Source organism: Elusimicrobiota bacterium (assembly GCA_016182905.1).
Taxonomy (GTDB): Bacteria; Elusimicrobiota; Elusimicrobia; order UBA1565; family UBA9628; genus GWA2-66-18.
In genome coordinates, this window is sequence record JACPFR010000018.1 from 64,071 (window position 1) to 81,441 (window position 17,371).

Genomic DNA, 17,371 nt, shown 5'->3' on the forward strand with positions numbered 1-17,371 from the left:
TTAGTTGAGGTCCACCCAGACCGACTTCAGCGACGTGTAGTTCTCGAGGGCGTACTGGCCTTTCTCTCGTCCGTAACCGGATTGCTTGACGCCGCCCCACGGCGCCGCCGCGTCCACGAAGTGGTAGCAGTTGATCCAGACCGTGCCGGCCTTGAGCTTGGCGGCGGCCTGATGGGCCTTCTTGACGTCCTTGGTCCACACGGCGGCGACGAGGCCGTAGTCGCTCGAGTTGGCGCGCGCCATGACCTCGTCGAGGCCGTCGAAAGGCATGACGGACACGACCGGCCCGAAGATCTCCTCGCGGGAGATCTTCATCTCGTCCTTGACGCCGCCGAACACCGTCGGCTGGACGAAGTAGCCGGGGCCCGAGGCGGCCGCGCCGCCCGCGAGCAGCTGCGCGCCTTCCTTCTTGCCCGACTCGATGTAGGAGAGGACCCGGTCGCGCTGCTCGGCCGAGACCAAGGGCCCCATGTGCGTCTTGGGGTCGAGAGGGTTGCCCTGCTTGACGGTCTTGGCCCGCTCGGCGAGTGCCGCGACCATCTTGTCGTAGGCGGGGCGCTCGATGAAGACGCGGGAGCCGGCGGAGCAGCACTGGCCCTGGTTGTAGAAGATGCCCATGAAGATGCCCTTCGCCGCGGCCTCGAGGTCGGCGTCGGCGAACACGATGTTGGGGGACTTGCCGCCCAGCTCCATCGAGATGCGCTTCATGTTGCCGGCCGAGGCCTTCACGACCTCGCGGCCGACCTCGGTGGAGCCCGTGAAGGTCACCTTGTCGATGCCCATGTGCCGGGCGATCGCCGCGCCGGCCGTGGGGCCGAAGCCCGGCACGACGTTCACGACGCCCGCGGGGACTCCGGCCTCCAGGAGCAGTTCTCCTAGCCAAAGAGCGGAGAGCGGCGTCTGCTCGGCCGGCTTCAGGACGACGGCGTTGCCGCAGGCCAGGGCCGGGGCGAGGCGCTCGACGGCCATCAAGAGGGGGAAGTTCCAAGGTATGATGGCCCCGACCACGCCGACGGGCTCGCGCACGGTATAGTGGAGGAACTTCGCTCCCGGGAAATAGGGCACGGAGACCGGGGTCGTCTCCCCGTGGATCTTCGTGGGCCAGCCGCCGAAGTAGCGCAGGAGGCCGACGGCCAAAGGCAGGTCGCCGTTCTTCGCCTCGCGGATCGGCTTGCCGTTGTCGAGCGACTCGAGCTGGGCGAAGGCCTCGGCGCGGGCCTCGAGCAGGTCGGCGGCCTTGTGCAGGATCTTCTCCCGCTCCGCGGGAGAGAATCTGGACCAAGATCCGTCCAGGGCCTTGCGCGCGGCGGAGACGGCGCGGTCGATGTCGGCGGAATCGGCCTCGGCGACGATCCCGAGGGCCTCGCCGGTCGCCGGGTTCAGGGTCGCGAAGGTCTTGCCGGACGCCGCGTCGGCGGGCAGGCCGTCGATCAGGAGCTTGTGGACCTTGCGCGACAGGAATTCCTTCAGAAGGGGGTGAACTTCGGGCAAAATGGCGGTGCTCATTCGTCCTCCGGGGCTCGTCGAGCGGCTGGCTTTATTCAACCAAATTCGGAGGGAATTGACACCGTCGGCTCGCCCATTGACAGGGGGGCGGGGCGGGGCTAAACTGAGGTCGTAAGGAACGAGGCGGCCGCGCACTCCGCGTTCAAGTTCCAGGAGATCGCCTTCTCGATCTGCATGGGCGCGGTGGCCGTCCTGAGCCGCGACAACCCCCACTTCTCCTCGCCCGGGATCCTCTGGGCGTTCGCGGGGCTGCTGGCCTTCAACCTCGCCTATCAGCTCGCCCTGCGCCGGCGCGGCGAGGTCTGGTTCGTCCCGATGGTCTCGATGGCGGTCAACACGGTGCTCGTGACCGCGGTCCTCGCCAGCTCGGGCGGAGAGGACTCGGGCTTCTGGCCGATGTACCTCCTGCCCATCTTCACGGCCTGCCTCTATCTCCAGGCGCGCCACGTCGTCATGGCCGCGGCCTTCTCCTGCGCTTTCCTCGGCGCCCTGCATCTCACCCCGGCGGACGGCGAGGCCGCCGCCCTGACCGCCGCCGAGCTGGCCATCAAGGTGATCGTGCTCGTCATGTCCGCGGGGGTGACCTCGCGCTTCGCGCAGCGCGAACGCAGCGCGCGCGAGGCGCTGGATCTGGCCCGCGCCGACCTCGACCGCCTGTCGGCCGACGTCGACCGCGGCGAGCGCGCGCGCCTCGACGGCCCCGGGCGGTCCGGGTTCATGGAGGGGATCCTCTACGACGTGCACGCCCGGCTCGCCGTGATCCTCGGCAGCGCTGAGGTCCTGCGCCGGGAGCTCGGGGAAGCCTCGCCGCTGGCGGAAGACGCCGAACGGATCGAATCGGCCGCGCGCGCGCTCGGCCGGCTGACCGCCGACGTCCTTCGCCGCCGCCCGGGGGAGGACGTCTCCGAGTGCCGCCTGGACCGCATGACCGAGCAGGTCCTCAGTCTCGTGGCCCACACCATCAACGACCGGAAGATCGCCCTCGAGACGCGCATCGAGCCGGAGTTGCCGGCCGCGCGCGGGAGCGCGCCGCACGTCCAGCAGGCCCTGCTCGAGCTCGTCACCATCGTCTGCACCCGCGCCAAGCGCGGCTCCCGCCTATCGGTCGTCGTCCAGTCCGAGGAGCACGAGGTCCGCGCCCGCCTGCGCTTCGCGGCCCCGGAGGAGAGCACTCCTCCGCCCCTGGCCGCCCAGCGGCGCGTCCTGGCCGCGTACGGAGGCGACGTGCGCGCCTTCGGCGCGGGACGCAACTGCGAGCTGCTCGTCAGCCTCCCGGCCGCGAGTCCCCGCGGCGTCGGGGCTTGACGTCCCCGCGAATTAGGGATATAATTAATCCGTTGATAATTATTATCCAATAGGGGGCCCCATGATCCGCCTGCTCGCCGCCGTCCTGCTCGCCGCTTCCGCGTCGCCCGCCGCGACCGCCGCCCACGCCGGGGATTTCGACGGCCCCGAATACCCGTACAAGGTCCCGCTCGGCCTGAAGGCGCCCGACGTCCCCGCGGACAACCCGGTCACCGACGCCAAGGTCGACCTCGGCAAGAGGCTCTACTTCGACAAGCGCCTGTCGCGCGACGGCACCGTCTCCTGCGCGACCTGCCACGCCCCGGAGAAGGGCTGGACCGACCAGTCGCCGGTGTCCACGGGCATCAAGGGGCAGAAGGGCGGCGTGTCCGCGCCGACAGTGCTCAACTCCGCCTACATGGAGTTCCAGTTCTGGGACGGCCGCGCCCCGAGCCTCGAGGAGCAGGCCAAGGGCCCCATCCAGAACCCGCTCGAGATGGGCTTCACGCACGAGGAGGCCGTCGCCCTCCTCAAGACGATCAAGGGCTACGCGCCGCTGTTCAAGAAGGCGTTCGGCGACGAGGGCATCGACATCGACCGCGTGGCCAAGGCCATCGCCACCTTCGAGCGCACCGTGCTGACCGGCGACGCGCCCTACGACCGGTGGCAGGCGGGCGACGAGAAGGCGATGAGCGAGTCCGCCGTCCGCGGCCACCGCGTGTTCAACGGCAAGGCCAACTGCGCGATCTGCCACGACGGCTTCAACTTCTCCGACTCCGACTTCCACAACATCGGAGTCGGCATGACGGTCAAGGAGCCGAACCCCGGCCGCTTCGCCCGGACCAAGGACCCGAACCACACCGGCGCCTTCAAGACCCCGACTTTGCGCAACCTCGGACACACCGCGCCCTACATGCACGACGGCTCCGAGGCGACCTTGGAGGCGGTGGTCGATTACTACGACCGCGGAGGCGCGGCGAACCCGCATCTCGACGGGCGCATGAAGCCCCTCGGCCTCACCGCGCAGGAGAAGAAGGACCTCGTCGCCTTCATGAACGCGCTCAACGGCGACCCGGCGGCCGTCAAATTTCCTAAAATGCCGGAATGACAGAGACCCAAGCCTCGCCCTGGCCCCTCCCCGGCTGGGAGGAAGTCCAGCCGTTCCCGTTCGCCGCGGCGAGGGGGGCCTTCGCGGGCATGACCGGCACGGAAGGCCGCATCGTCCTCAAGTACTACCGCCGCGAGGACGGGTCTTTGGTGGCGACCGCCCGGTTCGGAAGCCTGTCCGAGGGCGCGCCGGGGCTCGTGCACGGCGGGGCGCTGCTGACGGCCCTCGACGAGGCCCTGGGCGCCGCGGCCTGGCTCGCCGGACGCCCGGTCATGACCGCGCGCCTGACCACCGAGTTCCGCAAGGGCGTGCCCGTGGGGGCGACCATGCTCGTCGAGACGCGCCTGATCCGGGAGCGCCACCGCCTCGTGCTCCTCGAGGGCACGCTCAGCGACGCCGACCACGTCGTCTACGCCTACGCCGACGGCCGCTTCATGGTCCTGGCCGATTCCGACCAACGCCGTATTTTAGGACGGGCGGCGTGAATAAAAACGGCGAAAAAAGGTTAATATCCCGCTATGAGACTCGCTAAAAGCTTTTCCCGCCTCGGAACCGAGACCGCCTTCGAAGTCCTCGCCCGCGCTCGCGCGCTCGAGGCCCAGGGCCGCAAGATCGTGCACCTCGAGATCGGCGAGCCCGACTTCGACACTCCCGTCAACATCCGTGAGGCGGCCAAGAAGGCCCTCGACGCGGGCCACACGCACTACGGCCCTTCCGCCGGCCTGCCCGACACGCGCAAGGCCATCGCGGAGTACGTGAGCAAGTCCCGCGGCGTCTCCTACGCGGCCGAGGAGACGGTCATCGTCCCCGGCGGCAAGCCGATCATCTTCTTCACCATCCTCGCCTTGGTCGAGCCCGGCGACGAGGTCATCTACCCCAACCCCGGCTTCCCGATCTACGAGTCGATGATCAACTACGCCGGCGGCAAGCCCGTGCCCCTGCCCATCCGGGAGGAGCTCGACTGGGACTTCGACGCCGAGGAGTTCGAGAGGCTCCTCACGCCCAAGACCAAGCTCGTCATCCTCAACTCGCCCGCCAACCCGACCGGCGGCGTGATGAGCCGGGAGACGATGGACCGCGTGGCGAAGGCGCTGGCCAAGTTCCCCGACGCGATGCTGCTCGCCGACGAGATCTACTCCCGCATCGTGTACGAGGGGAAGCATCTGTCCTTGCTCGCCTACCCGGGCATGAAGGAGCGCACCATCCTCCTCGACGGCTTCTCCAAGACCTGGGCGATGACCGGCTGGCGCCTGGGCTACGGCGTCGGTCCCAAGTGGCTGATCGACGCGATCGCCAAATTGTCGACCAACGACCACTCCTGCGTCCCCGCGTTCTCCCAGTACGCCGCGATCGAGGCCCTGACCGGCCCGCAGGACTCCGTGACCGCGATGGTCGCCGAGTTCAAGCGCCGCCGCGACGTGATCGTGAAGGGCCTGAACGCGCTGCCGGGCGTCACCTGCAAGACGCCGAAGGCGGCGTTCTACGTCTTCCCGAGCATCAAGGGCACGGGGCTCAAGTCCAAGGCCCTGGCCGACGCCCTGCTGGCCGAGGCGGGGGTCGCGTGTCTTCCCGGCACCTCGTTCGGCGCCATGGGCGAGGGCTACCTGCGCTTCTCCTACGCCAACTCGGTCGCCAACATCGAGACCGCTCTGGCGTCGATGACGGCGGCCCTGCCCAAATTGTCGGCGGTCGCCGCGAAGTGAGCGCGGACAGGAGGTCGCTCGACCGCCTCCTGACCTACGTCAGGCCGCACCGCGTCCGCCTGCTCCAGGCCGTCGTCGTCATGGTCGGCATGGCCGCGCTCAACGGCACCCTCGTGCGGGTCCTCGGGCCCATCACGAACAGCCTGTTCATCGACTCCGACCCGGTGAAGCTCAAGCGGGTCGCGCTGATGATCCCGGCGATCTTCTTCCTCAAGCTCATATTCCAATACACGCAGAGCTACCTGATGAGCTGGCTCGGGCAGAGGATCACCCAGGAGATCCGCGAGGACCTGTTCACGCACCTGCACGCCCTCCCGATGGACTTCTTCTGGAAATCCAAGGCGGGCGAGGTCCTGGCGAAGCTCACCAACGACATGACCGCCCTGCAGTCGGCGCTGCAGTTCGTCCCGCTGTACGCGATCCGGGACTCCCTGACCATCGTCTTCGTCCTGATCATCATGATCACGACCAACCCGAAGTTCGCGCTGGTCGCCTTGATCGTCATCCCGGTCGCGGGCGGCGTGCTGGGCGTGCTGGGCCGCAAGCTGCGCTCCTCCGGGCGCCGCGGCCAGGAGGTGATGGGGGAGATCTACCACCGCTTCCAGGAGAGCCTGCAGGGCATGCTCGTCGTGAAGTCGTTCAACTACGAGAAGGGCTCGATCGCGAAGTTCCGCGTGGAGAACGACGAGTTCTTCCACCAGATGATGCGCTACTTCAGAGCGACCGCGCTGTCGGGGCCGCTGATGGAGTTCCTCGGCTCGCTCATCATGGCCGCCATCGTCTGGCTCGGCGGCTCCGCCATCGGCGCGGGCCGCATGACCGCGTCGCAGTTCGCGGTCTTCATCGGCTCATTCTTCATGGCTTACGGACCGATCAAGAACCTCGCCCAGATGAACTCGACCCTCCAGCTCGGCCTGGCCGCCGCGGAGCGCATCTTCTCGATCTTGGACGAGAGTCCGTCCGTCGTCGAGCCGCGCCATCCGCTGCCTTTCCCCGCGCTCACGCAAGGCGTGGTGTTCGAGAACGTGTCCTTCAAATATCCGTCCCGCGAGCTCTGGGCGCTGAAAGACGTTTCCCTCACGATCAAACCGGGCGAGGTCGTCGCGTTGGCCGGTCCGTCGGGTTCCGGAAAAACGACGTTCGTTCATCTGCTCCTGCGTCTGTTCGATCCGACCGAAGGTCGCATCCTCATCGACGGCATCGACCTCAAAGACATGTCCTCTCACGAACTGCGCGCGCGGCTGGGCCTCGTCTCCCAGGAGACGATCCTCTTCAACGACACCGTGTTCGGCAACGTCGCCATCGGCCGCGAGGGCGCCAGCCGCGCCGACGTGGAGAAGGCCCTCGCCGTGGCCGACGCCTCCGAGTTCGTCGGCGCGATGAAGCAGGGCCTCGACACGCCGCTCGGGGACCGCGGCGCGCGTCTCTCCGGCGGCCAGCGCCAGCGCCTGGCCATCGCCCGCGCCGTCCTCAAGGACCCGAAGCTGCTCATCCTCGACGAGGCGACCTCGAACCTCGACGCGGGCAGCGAGCGCTCCGTGCAGAACGCCATGGAGCGCCTCTATCCCGGCCGCACCGTCGTCATGATCGCCCACCGCCTGTCCACCGTGCAGAAGGCCGACCGCATCGTCGTCATGCGCCACGGGCGCATCGAGGAGATGGGGAGCCACGGCGAGCTGATGGCCAAGAACGGCGTCTACGCCACCTTGACCCGCTACCAGCAGCTCGAGGCGTCGGAGGCGTAGATGAAAGCCGTCATCTTCGACATGGACGGCGTCATCGTCGACTCCGAGGCGCAGTGGAAGGCCGTCGAGGCGGAGTTCTTCCGGGAGACGGTGTCCGGCTGGAAGGCGGCCGACAATGACCGCATCACCGGCCTCGGCGTCGAGGACCTGCACCGCTTCCTCGTCAAGGAATACGACTTCTCGATGGGCAAGGTCGAGTTCCTGGCCCACTGCGACGTCTCCGCGACGAAGGTCTACCGGGACCGCGTGGACTGCTCCGAGGGCTTCCTCGAGCTGGCGCGGCACCTGAAGCACAAGGGCGTGCGCACGGCGATCGCCTCGTCCTCCCCGGAGCGCTGGATCAAGATCGTCGTCGAGCGCTTCGAGCTGACGCCGCTGCTCGACGCCATCGTCTCGGCCGACGACGTGGGGGGGAAGACCAAGCCGCTCCCCGACATCTACCTCGAGGCGGCCGCCCGCCTCGACCTGCCTCCGGGAGAGTGCCTCGCCATCGAGGACTCCTCCATCGGCCTGCTCGCCGCCAAGCGCGCCGGCATGAAGGTCGCCGCCTTCCGCACCGAGCACAACGAGGGCCAGGACATGTCCGGCGCCGACTTCGAGCTGGGCAGCTTCGCCGGCCTCAACTACGAGCGCTTGATCTCGCATCTGCGCCGTTGACCCGACGGCGCGACTGTCGTTGACGACAGTCCCGATGTGAACGATGGGGATGAGTCCGTAGTCCGCGCGGCCCGATAAAGACGAAGGCCGGCGCCGCTTGAAGCGGCGCCGGCCTTCTTTTCAGTAAGGCCCGTCGGCTAGTCGAACTTGAGGGTCGAGGGATCGACCGCGGCGGCCTTCTCCAGGATCACGCGGCGGTCGCGGCCGCGCGGGAAGTCCGGGATGCGCGGCTCGCGGTGGTTGGGGCGGCACCACGAGGTGTAGCGGCGCTCGTTGCAGCGCGTCGCGTAGCGCGACGAGAAGGAGCCGAGCTCGGCGCCGGCGGCGGAGCGGAAGCCCACGCTCCAGTTCTCGTCGCAGGGGTCGAAGGTCGTCTCGACCATGCAGGTCTGGCTGCCCTGGTCTTCCCAGTTCGACCAGCGCTGGCTGGGGCCGGTGATCGCGTAGGAGCGGGCGCTGGCCATGTCCACGGGCTGGCCGATCTCGGAGCCCTTCAGCGTGAAGTTCCCGGTCCGGTAGTCGCCGGCCACGGCGGCCTCGAGCTCGACGTCGGGGCGGCCGCTCTGCTTGACGCGGATCGCGATCGACTTGTCGGAGGAGCCCTTCTTGAACGTGATCTCGGCGGAGCCGGCGACGAGCGTCGCGGGCCCGGCCTTGCCGTTCAGGGGGATGCCGGCGGCGCCGGCGGTCAGCACGATCTGTCCGGAACGCGTTTCTTTGAAATCGCATCCGGCTACGGCGAGGAGCACGGCGACGAGGGGGAGGGATCGGCGGTTCATGACGATTATTCTAGCACGCCCATAAATTCGCGGCGAAGGAAATTGGGCCTTAAGGCCCGGTTTTTTCAGGGCCTTATAGCACGACTTCGCGGCTGAGGCGCTGGGTCGACTCGACGAAGCTCGTCCACTCCGCGCGGCGCTTGGCGCGCGCGCCCTCCTCGGACTTCGGCGCGAACGTCTTCTCCACGCGCGCGTCGGCCATGCGCTCGGGGTCGGGCAGGCCCGCCGCCTTCGCGGCGAGGATCGCGGCCCCGAGGGCCGTCGCCTCGACCTCCTTGCGGCGCTCGAGTGTCGCGCCCAGCGCGTCGGCCTGGAAGCTCATCATCGCGTCCGCGCGCGACAGGCCGCCGGCGACGCGCGCGCGGGTCACCGGCGAGCCGGAGGCCGTCATCACCGCGGCCGCGTCGGCGAGGAGCATGCACAGCCCTTCCGCGGTGGCGCGGACGAGGTCATGCTTGGTCGTCTGCGAGTCGAGTCCGAAGAAAGCCGTCTTGGTCTTGTAGTCCCATCTAGGCGCGCCGAGCCCGCCGATCGCGGGCAGCATCAGCACGCGCCGCTTTGATTTTTTAAAGGCCTCGTCGACGGCCTTGGCGTCCTTCATCAGCCCCAGGTTGTCCTTGAGCCACTCGAACGAGGTGCCGGCCGCGTGGACGGTGCCCTCGAGATAGTAGCCGCGCAGGCCGCCGACGGTGGCCGCCGCCGAGGCGAGCAGGCCGGGCGCGCGCTCGGGGCGCGGGCCGGTGTGGCGCAAGAGGAAGGCGCCGGTGCCGTAGTTGGCCACCGCGTCGCCCTCGTTGGCCGCGCCGAGGCCGATCGCGGCCGACTGCTGGTCGCCGACCGCGGCCAGCAGCGGTATCTTGCGGCCTTTGCGCTCGATGACGCCCCAGTCCCCCGCCGACGAGCGGATGGAGGGGAGCAGCTCGGCCGACAGGCCGAACAAGGCGAGAAGGGCCGGGTCCCAGGCCGCCGTGTCCAGGTTCATCAGGAGCATGCGCTGGGCGCAGGTGGGGTCGGCCGCGACGACCGCGCCCTTCGTCAGGCGGGCGGCGATGAAGGTGGAGACCGGCGCGCACAGCAGGCGGCCCGCGTCGGCCAGCGCACGGACCTTGGGGGCGCGGTCGAGGAACCAGCGGATCTTGGGGGCGGAATAATAAGGAGTCGCGTACAAACCGGACAGGCCGTGCACCTCGCCTTGGCGCTCCTGGAGCGGCGCGACGAACTCCGCGGCGCGGCCGTCCATCCAGGATGGGGCGGACGCGGCGGGCTTGAAGCTCCCTTTCTCGCAGAAAACGACGGTCGAGCGCTGAACCGCGAGGCCGGCGGCGAGCACGCGGTCCTTGGGGCCGAGCCTGGAGAGGACCGCGTCGAGGGCCGATTCCAAGGTCTTGGCGAGCTCGAGAGGGTCGTGCTCGACCCAGCCGGCCTTCGGCCGTTTCGTGCGCACGGGGCGCTGCGCGAGGGAGACGATCCTGCCCTTCAGGTCGAAGAGCACGGCGCGCGAGGAAGAGGAGCCCTGGTCCAGAGCGAGGAGAAGGTCGCGGGTCTTCATGTCACGGTCTCCCGGTTGGCGGAGTAACTATCCTCAAGGATAGCTGATCGACTCGCACCGGTGCGAGTCCCTCGCCTCACAGGCCCTTAAGCTTGAGATCCGTCGATTCGACGCGCTCGCCGAGCTCGGCCAGGCGCGAGCGCAGGTCCGCGTCCACGGCCTTGTCCTCGAGGAGCTTGTTGACGAGGGGCGCCGAGGGCGCGAGGACCTTCTCGTACAGGCCCGCCGTCTTCAGCATCTCGAGGACCTTCTTCTTGTCCTGGAACTCCCACCTCAGGACAGGGGAGGAGGCGACCTCGAAGCGCTCGCCGAAGGCGCGGACGTAGTTCTTCTTCTTGAGCGCGGCGGCCAGCTCCTTGGCGGCGGCGGCGGCCTCGGCCTTGGCCGCCTCGACCTTGGCCAGGGCGTCGCCGTACTTGTCGACGAGCGCGGCCAGCTCCGGCTCGCCGGAGGGCTTCGCGGCGACGGCGGGCATGCCCGCGTACTGGTCCTTGTAGATCGGGCACAACGGCTTGTAGTCGCACCAGCGGCAGGCGTTCTCGGTCGGCTTCGGGTCGAAGCGCTCCTTCGTGATGCCCTCGGCGGTGTCCACGATGCGTTTGGTCAGCTCCTTGACCAGCGGGGCGCCGCGGCGCACGGTGCGGTGTTCTTTGAGAGTGGGGAGATGATAAAAAATGAGCTCGCCGACTTCGGCGCCGAGCTGGCTCTCGCAGGCGAACTGGTACATGGTGAGCTGGGCGTCGATGTCCAGACGCCCGGCGGCGAGCTTCTTGCCGGTCTTATAATCGAGGATCGACAGGCGCCCGTCCGGGAGCTTGTCGATGCGGTCGACCTTGCCGGTCAGGGGCACGCCCTCGTATTCAAAATTAAAGTTGTACTCGACCGAGAACGGGACGTGGAACGACTTCGCGTGCTTGTCGTGAAAACGGGCGAGGAGCTGGCGGCCTTCCTCGAACAGCTCCGCCTCGTGGTTCTCGTCGCGATAGCCGGTGTTCACCCAGATCTCGCGGAAGTGCTTCAGCAGGTCCTCGAGGCTCGGGGCCTTGGCCTCCTTCGGGCCGTAGAAGTACTCGAGCGCCAGATGGACGCTTTGTCCATAAGAGAAGAAGTGCTTGGGCTTCTCCGGGATCTTGTCGACGTACTTGAACTTGTACTTCTGCGGGCACTCGTTGTAGAGCGTGATCGACGAGTGGGACAGGGGGCGGGGGAGGTTCATGCGGCGCTCCGCGCCGTCCGACTATCTTTCATAAGCAGGCCGCTATTTTACCAAATCCCCGTCGAAGCGGCTGAGTTCGGTGTTCGGGTTCTCGAAGCCGGGGCCGCCGATCGTCGTCTTCACCCGGCCGACGCCCGGGCAGTAGTAGTCGTAGCGCCAGGAGCCCTTGAAGGCGCTGTCCTTCTCCCGGATCTTGAGGCAGCCGCTGAAGGTCCCGGCGGCGGCAGTGACCGTGGTCGAGGCGGAGACGACGAGGTACTCGACCTTCGACTTGCCGCGCTTGGCGCTCCAGGACTGCGCCTCGTTGTACGGATAGCGCAGGATCGCCTCGCGGCCGTCCTTGTCCACGCGCCAGACCGCCCAGTCGGCCTTCTGGTAATACTCGGTCTTCGTCAGGATGCGCTTGTCGCCGGCGTACAGCGCCGACGAGATGGAGCCGACCGAGCCGGAGGACGCCCGCGCCTCCCACTCGAGGCGCATCGCCTGACCGCGGCTGGCGCTGTCCACGTACACCCAGGTCCGGCCGGCGTCGGTGGGGAAATAGTCGGGGCAGCGCAGGAGGCCGGTCTTGGCGCGCTCGAGACAGGCGGTCAGCTTCGGGAAATCGCGGGCGGCGGCCTCGTAATGGGCGCGAGCCTCGCCGCAGCGGCCGAACACGGTCCGGTACAGTTCCGCCGCGCGCAGGCGCACCTCGCACGCGCGCGGGTCCTTCGGGCGCGAGGCCAGGAACTTCTCGTACTGCTTCACGGCCTGCACCGGGCGCCGCGCGTCCTCCTGGAGCGTGCCCGAGAGGTAGTGATAGGTGTCGCAGCCCGCGAGGAGAGCGGTGGCGGCGAGGGCGGCGATCCGGAGGGGGTTCATCGCTTTTCAGAGTATGCCACTTTCAGGCGGCGGACCAATACGGGAACGACGATCATCGCGCCGAGGACGATGAGCATCGTCGTGTTCGGGTCCTTGAAGTAGGCGTTCAGGCGCAGGGTCGAATACGCGATCACGGCGTAGTACATCATGTCGCCCGCGATCGCGATCGCCCAGCCCGCCACGAAGCCGTGCCCGGCGGCCATGGCCGCCGCGCGCCCCGTCATCGGGTCGACGCCGAAGGCGACGAGGATCAAGGCGAACGGCCCGGCGCCTTTGCCGCCGTAATGGGCCGCCGCGCGGTCCATCGCGGCCTTCATCGCCGCGCCCGCGCGGGCCAGGAAGTCGATCCTCCGGGCGACCGCCGCGAGGAGGCGCAGGACGGGCTCGAAGGCGACGGCCAGGATCAGGTCCGACGCGAAGTACAGCCCCGCGGTGACCGGCCACGCCAGGCCGGTCTGGCGCGCGAGGAGCACGCCGGCGGGTATGCCGCCGCCGACGGGGATGAGGAAGAGCAGCAGGACCGGGAGCATGATTGATTCTAACTGTTTCCGGAAACAGTCACAGAAGGCCGCTTTCCCGGAAACTGAAGAAAGAAGACTCGGACACGATCACGTGGTCGGCCAGCGGTATGCCGAGCAGCTCCCCGGCGCGCTGCAGGCGGCGCGTCGCCTCCCGGTCCTCGGCGGAAGGCGACGGATCGCCGGAGGGATGGTTGTGGACCGCGACGACGGCCGCCGCTCCGTGCGAGATGGCGGGAGCGAACACCTCGCGCGGATGGACGAGGCTCGCCGACAGGGTCCCCACCGAGACCGTCTCGATGCGCAGGAGCTGGCGCCGGGCGTTGAGGCACAGGACCAGGAAGTGCTCCTTGCGGGCGCAGCGCGCCTCGGAGGGCACGAGGCCCGCGGCGGCGCGCGCCCCGTCGACCACCGGCCGCGGGTCGAAGGCCCGGCGGCGCTTGGCGTACTCCTCGAGGGCGGCCTCCCGGCCACGGCCGCCTCCTTCCTTCACGATCGATTCGGCGCGGCGCGCGGTCACGCTCAGGATCACGGAGACCAGCTCGGCGTCGGTCAGCGCCTCGGGGCCCCGGCGCGCCAGCTTCGCCCGCGGATGCTCCTGGTCCATGACGCTCACCGGCCCGCCGTCTCGGCGACCCGGGAGGCGTCGTCCTCGGCCAGATCGCCCGTCACGACGGCCTTGCCGCCGATGAGCCGGACCTCGTAGCTCTCGAGGCCGTTCGACCAGCACCGGGCCCCGCCGCTCTCGCCGGCGAACACGAAGCCGTCGGGCGCCCACGGCCCGGTCTCGACCGCGGCCTTCAAAGGCTCGACCGGAGCGGGCAGGGACAGCTTGACGATCCGCTCCCGGCGGCGCAAGGTCCCGTCGTCGCGGTACGTCTCGCGCTTCATCAACAGGCCGCTGTCCCGGTCCACCCACAGCGCCCGACGCAGGATCCCGGACCGCAGCCTGAGCTCCAGCTTCCAGGTCCTGCGCTTGGCGACGACGCCCCCGGTGGACACGGTGACCGCGTAGAGGCCCCGCAGCCGGGCGTGAGCCGGCACGGCGTCCTCGCGAACGTGGACCTGAACGAGGGGGGCGGCTTTCTTCTTCGGCGGAAGAGTCTCGCGGCGGATCATGCCCGCTCGCGAGGAGACCAGGACCTTGAGCGCCTTAGGCTTCGCTCCGGCGAGGAACACCTGCACCCGCTCCACTCCCGCGTAGCTCGTCGTCGGACCCGACAGCATCTTCAGCAGGAGCTCATCGGCTCCCGGCCGGGCCTGCCGGGGCTTGGCCTGAAGCGGGAGAGCGGCGAGGAGGACCGCAACGACAAGATCAAATCTCGTCATCGTCGCCTCCGTCGTCGTCCGACCACAGGTCCGCCAGGGCCTGCGGGGCCGCGCTCTCGATCCTCTGGACCGGACGCTCCGCGACCGCCGGCGGGGCCTCCCGCCCGGGGACCGCCCGAAGGATCAGCATCCCCACGCCGGCCGCGGCGAACGCGGCTCCGGCCCCGTACGCCCAAGCTCCTCCGGACAGGGCTTCCCTCAAGCCGTCCCAGATCGATGGCGCCGGCTTCCGGCTGCGGGCCATGCGCTTGAGCTCGTCCTTCAGGCTCTGCGGAGCCGGGACGAGCAGGGACTTCATCGCGGCTTTCGCCAGGCGGGCGTCGTCGTCTTCATTCATAGGGTGACCTCCAGGGCCAGCAGTCGTTCCTTCAGCGCCGTGCGCGCGCGCACGATGCGCGAGCGCAGGGTGTTCAACGGGCAGCCCATCGCCGCGGCCGCCTGTTCGTAGCCGAGCCCTTCCAGATCGATCATCATCAGGACCGCCCGGGCGTCCGGGGTGAGAGCCCGCATCGCGCGGCGCACCAGCTTCGCGTTCTCCTCGCGCTCCAGGCGTTCGAGAAGCGACGTCTCCCGTATGTCCGCGATCCCATCGGCCACCGTCAGCCCCGACTCGTCGATCGGCAGGTCCAGCGACTGACCGTGCCGCTTCTCGTAGCGCTTCGTCCCGTCCAGGTAAAGATGCTTCAAGACGGTCAAAAACCAGGCCTCGAAGGGCATGGACGGGTCGTGGGTGCCGATGCGGTCCATGGCCTTGGCGAAAGCCTCCTGGACGAGCTCCTTGGCGTCCTCCTCGTTGCCGCACAGGCCCATGGCGAAGCAATAGGCCTTATTCGCCGTCGCGTCGATGAGGGCGTCCCAGTCCATTTCGATCATTCTACCTACCATACGATCGAGGGGGGCAAAAAGTTGCATCCCCGGATGTAAGTTTACGCGTAATATCGTTGTAACAGATTTAAGATACATTTAAGCCATGGACGCGACACAGCCGCAGTGGGAAGACCTGGTGATCCGCGAGGCTCCGAAGTCCGGACTGGAGCCCGCGAAGCCCGCCGCCAAGAACCACGTCCCCACGGCCCTCCGCCGCCCCGACTCGAAGGTCCAGGCCGCCTATCTGGCCCACGAGCTCCGCGCGCCGGTGACCTCCATCCGCCTCGGCCTCGAGATCCTCTCGGAGCAGATCGAGACCAAGCTCCAGGCCGACGAGAAGCAGATGCTTTCCTTGGCGATCCGCAACACGATGCGTCTCGAAGGTCTCGTCAACGACATCATGGATTACAGCAAGATCGCGGCCGGCAAGCTCGCGATCGTCAAGGAACCCTGTGACGCCCGGACGATGGTCGACGACGCCGCCGACTCGCTTCGCGCCATGGCCACCGCCAAGGGCGTGAAGATCAACAAGGACTTCGCGCCGCTGCTGCCGCGCTGCGCGGCGGAGAGCCGCCGCGTCGTCCAGGTCCTGATGAACCTGATCTCCAACGCGATCAAGTTCACGCCCGCCCGCGGCACGGTGACGGTCACCGTCGCCGAGGGCAAGTACGAGCACGCCGGGACCTTGCTCTTCAAGGTCAAGGACACGGGCTGCGGCATCGCCCACGACGAGCTCGAGAAGATCTTCGGGATGTTCGAGCAGGCCTCCGGCTCCCAGGCGCGCCAGGCGCAGGGCACCGGCCTCGGCCTGACCCTGGCGCGCGCGATGGTCGAGCTCCACGGCGGGCGCATCTGGGCCGAGTCCTGGAAGGGCTCGGGCTCGACCTTCTGCTTCACCGTCCCGATCGCGACCGTCGACATGGTCCGCCCCGTCGAGGTCTACGCGGAGCCGCTCCAGCTCCACGGCCTGCTGCTCGACGTCGCCCGCCGCCTCAACGCCTTCGTGGCGATGTTCGTCTAGAACGCGCACCCTACCTGTTACACGCCGTATATCGTCAGCGCGGCCGCCTCCTGTCTAGAATGAGACGTGGCCACCGCCCTTTTGAAGGAGACCGACTTCCGCGCCCTGTTCGAGGGGGCGCCGGACCTCTATCTGGTCCTGACTCCGGACCACCGGATCGTCGCCGCGAGCGACGCCTACCTGCGCGCGACGATGACGCGGCGCGAGGACATCCTCGGGCGGGACCTCTTCGACGTCTTCCCGGACAACCCCGCCGACCCCCGGGGCTGCGGGGTCGAACGCATCCGCCGCGCCTTGGAGGAGGTCGTGAGGGAGCGGCGGGAGGAGACGGTGCCCGTCCTGAAGTACGACATCCGACGGCCTGAATCCGCGGGCGGGGGCTTCGAGGAGCGCTACTGGAGGCCGCGCTTCACTCCGATCCTGGACGCCGACGGGAAGCTCTCCTTCATCATCCACCGCGGCGAGGACGTGACCGAGTTCGTGCGCCTCAAGCGGCGGAGCGTGGAGGATCTGGAGAAGGAGATCGCCGAGCGCACCGCCCAGCTCCAAGCCAGCGTCGCCTATCTCGAGGCCTTCTCGCACACGATCGCCCACGACCTCCGGGCGCCGCTGCGGGCCCTGGAGGGCTATTCGCGGATCCTGCTCAATCGTCTCGCCGGTTCGGCCTCGCGCGAGACGACGGAGATCCTGCACCGCATCAGGCGCGCGGCCCTGTGGATGGACCGCCTGACGCAGGACGTCTTGAACTACAGCCGCATCGCCCGCGAGGACGGGGCTCTGACCCGCGTCGACCTCGACGGGGTCGTGGCCTCCGTCCTCGAGCACTACGCCGGCATGCTGGAGGGCGCGTCCGTCCGCGTCCACGGCCCCCTGCCGCCCGTCCTCGGACAGGAGTCGCTGCTGAGCCAGTGCGTCGCCAACCTCCTCGACAACGGGCTCAAATTCGTCCCCTTGGGACGGAAAGCGGAGGTGGAGATCGGAGCGGAGGAGCGCGAGGGGAAGGTCCGGCTCTGGGTCGCCGACAACGGGATCGGCGTCGAGCCCGGCTTCCGCGACAAGATCTTCCTGCCCTTCGAACGGCTGCACCCCAAGGGCGGCCGCGCGGGGACCGGGATCGGCTTGGCCGTCGTCAAGCTGGCGGCCGAGCGCATGCGCGGGACCGTCGGATTCGAGTCGGAGCCGGGGCAGGGCAGCCGTTTTTGGCTGGAGCTGGAGTCCGCGACGTGAC

18 protein-coding genes are annotated in these 17,371 nt (G+C 68.5%); 8 read left to right on the plus strand and 10 right to left on the minus strand.

What is annotated here, in order from left to right; all coding sequences use genetic code 11:
- The gene (locus HYV14_06965) at positions 1-1,506 is read right to left on the minus strand and encodes an aldehyde dehydrogenase family protein (GenBank protein ID MBI2385739.1); all 1,506 of its coding nucleotides are present in this window, start codon (positions 1,504-1,506) and stop codon (positions 1-3) included.
- Between the two features lie 174 nt (positions 1,507-1,680).
- On the opposite strand from HYV14_06965, the gene HYV14_06970 reads away from it, so the two are divergent.
- The 6 genes from HYV14_06970 to HYV14_06995 all read left to right on the plus strand — a co-directional run bounded on the left by HYV14_06970 (position 1,681) and on the right by HYV14_06995 (position 8,003).
- Positions 1,681-2,811, plus strand: coding sequence for a HAMP domain-containing histidine kinase (locus HYV14_06970; protein ID MBI2385740.1), 1,131 nt, complete (start codon positions 1,681-1,683; stop codon positions 2,809-2,811).
- Between the two features lie 61 nt (positions 2,812-2,872).
- Positions 2,873-3,898, plus strand: a complete 1,026-nt coding sequence (locus tag HYV14_06975) for a c-type cytochrome (protein ID MBI2385741.1) — start codon at positions 2,873-2,875, stop codon at positions 3,896-3,898.
- A complete protein-coding gene (locus HYV14_06980) occupies positions 3,895-4,383 on the plus strand; it encodes a PaaI family thioesterase (protein ID MBI2385742.1) in 489 nt (162 codons plus the stop codon). The genes HYV14_06975 and HYV14_06980 overlap by 4 nt, the downstream gene beginning before the upstream one ends.
- A gap of 33 nt (positions 4,384-4,416) precedes the next feature.
- Positions 4,417-5,601: a pyridoxal phosphate-dependent aminotransferase gene (locus HYV14_06985; GenBank protein MBI2385743.1), complete on the plus strand. Its 1,185-nt coding sequence runs from the start codon at positions 4,417-4,419 to the stop codon at positions 5,599-5,601.
- Positions 5,598-7,346, plus strand: coding sequence for an ABC transporter ATP-binding protein (locus tag HYV14_06990; protein MBI2385744.1), 1,749 nt, complete (start codon positions 5,598-5,600; stop codon positions 7,344-7,346). The genes HYV14_06985 and HYV14_06990 overlap by 4 nt, the downstream gene beginning before the upstream one ends.
- Positions 7,347-8,003 (plus strand): HAD-IA family hydrolase, encoded by a 657-nt coding sequence (locus HYV14_06995; protein ID MBI2385745.1) that lies wholly within the window; start codon positions 7,347-7,349, stop codon positions 8,001-8,003.
- 137 nt (positions 8,004-8,140) lie between these two features.
- On the opposite strand, the gene HYV14_07000 is transcribed toward HYV14_06995, so the two are convergent.
- The 9 genes from HYV14_07000 to HYV14_07040 form a co-directional block, all read right to left on the minus strand.
- Positions 8,141-8,782, minus strand: a complete 642-nt coding sequence (locus tag HYV14_07000; protein MBI2385746.1) for a hypothetical protein — start codon at positions 8,780-8,782, stop codon at positions 8,141-8,143.
- 73 nt (positions 8,783-8,855) lie between these two features.
- Positions 8,856-10,331, minus strand: a complete 1,476-nt coding sequence (locus HYV14_07005) for a glycerol kinase (protein ID MBI2385747.1) — start codon at positions 10,329-10,331, stop codon at positions 8,856-8,858.
- A gap of 76 nt (positions 10,332-10,407) precedes the next feature.
- Positions 10,408-11,547 (minus strand): PD-(D/E)XK nuclease family protein, encoded by a 1,140-nt coding sequence (locus HYV14_07010; GenBank protein ID MBI2385748.1) that lies wholly within the window; start codon positions 11,545-11,547, stop codon positions 10,408-10,410.
- Positions 11,548-11,589: 42 nt separating this feature from the next.
- Positions 11,590-12,408, minus strand: coding sequence for a tetratricopeptide repeat protein (locus HYV14_07015; protein ID MBI2385749.1), 819 nt, complete (start codon positions 12,406-12,408; stop codon positions 11,590-11,592).
- On the minus strand, positions 12,405-12,938 hold the full coding sequence (locus HYV14_07020) for a hypothetical protein (GenBank protein MBI2385750.1): 534 nt from the start codon (positions 12,936-12,938) through the stop codon (positions 12,405-12,407). The genes HYV14_07015 and HYV14_07020 overlap by 4 nt, the downstream gene beginning before the upstream one ends.
- Before the next feature lie 28 nt (positions 12,939-12,966).
- A complete protein-coding gene (gene radC / locus HYV14_07025) occupies positions 12,967-13,533 on the minus strand; it encodes a DNA repair protein RadC (protein ID MBI2385751.1) in 567 nt (188 codons plus the stop codon).
- A 5-nt stretch (positions 13,534-13,538) separates the two neighbouring features.
- Positions 13,539-14,255: a hypothetical protein gene (locus tag HYV14_07030; GenBank protein ID MBI2385752.1), complete on the minus strand. Its 717-nt coding sequence runs from the start codon at positions 14,253-14,255 to the stop codon at positions 13,539-13,541.
- Complete coding sequence (locus tag HYV14_07035; GenBank protein MBI2385753.1) at positions 14,242-14,592, minus strand: hypothetical protein; 351 nt, start codon at positions 14,590-14,592, stop codon at positions 14,242-14,244. The genes HYV14_07030 and HYV14_07035 overlap by 14 nt, the downstream gene beginning before the upstream one ends.
- Positions 14,589-15,119 (minus strand): RNA polymerase sigma factor, encoded by a 531-nt coding sequence (locus HYV14_07040; GenBank protein MBI2385754.1) that lies wholly within the window; start codon positions 15,117-15,119, stop codon positions 14,589-14,591. Before HYV14_07040 ends, HYV14_07035 begins: the two co-directional genes overlap by 4 nt.
- 106 nt (positions 15,120-15,225) lie before the next feature.
- Between HYV14_07040 and HYV14_07045 the strand changes: the two genes are divergently transcribed.
- Together HYV14_07045 and HYV14_07050 are read left to right on the plus strand one after the other, a co-directional pair.
- Positions 15,226-16,143, plus strand: a complete 918-nt coding sequence (locus HYV14_07045; GenBank protein MBI2385755.1) for a HAMP domain-containing histidine kinase — start codon at positions 15,226-15,228, stop codon at positions 16,141-16,143.
- A gap of 66 nt (positions 16,144-16,209) precedes the next feature.
- On the plus strand, positions 16,210-17,370 hold the full coding sequence (locus tag HYV14_07050) for a PAS domain-containing protein (GenBank protein MBI2385756.1): 1,161 nt from the start codon (positions 16,210-16,212) through the stop codon (positions 17,368-17,370).
- Position 17,371 lies beyond the last annotated feature (1 nt).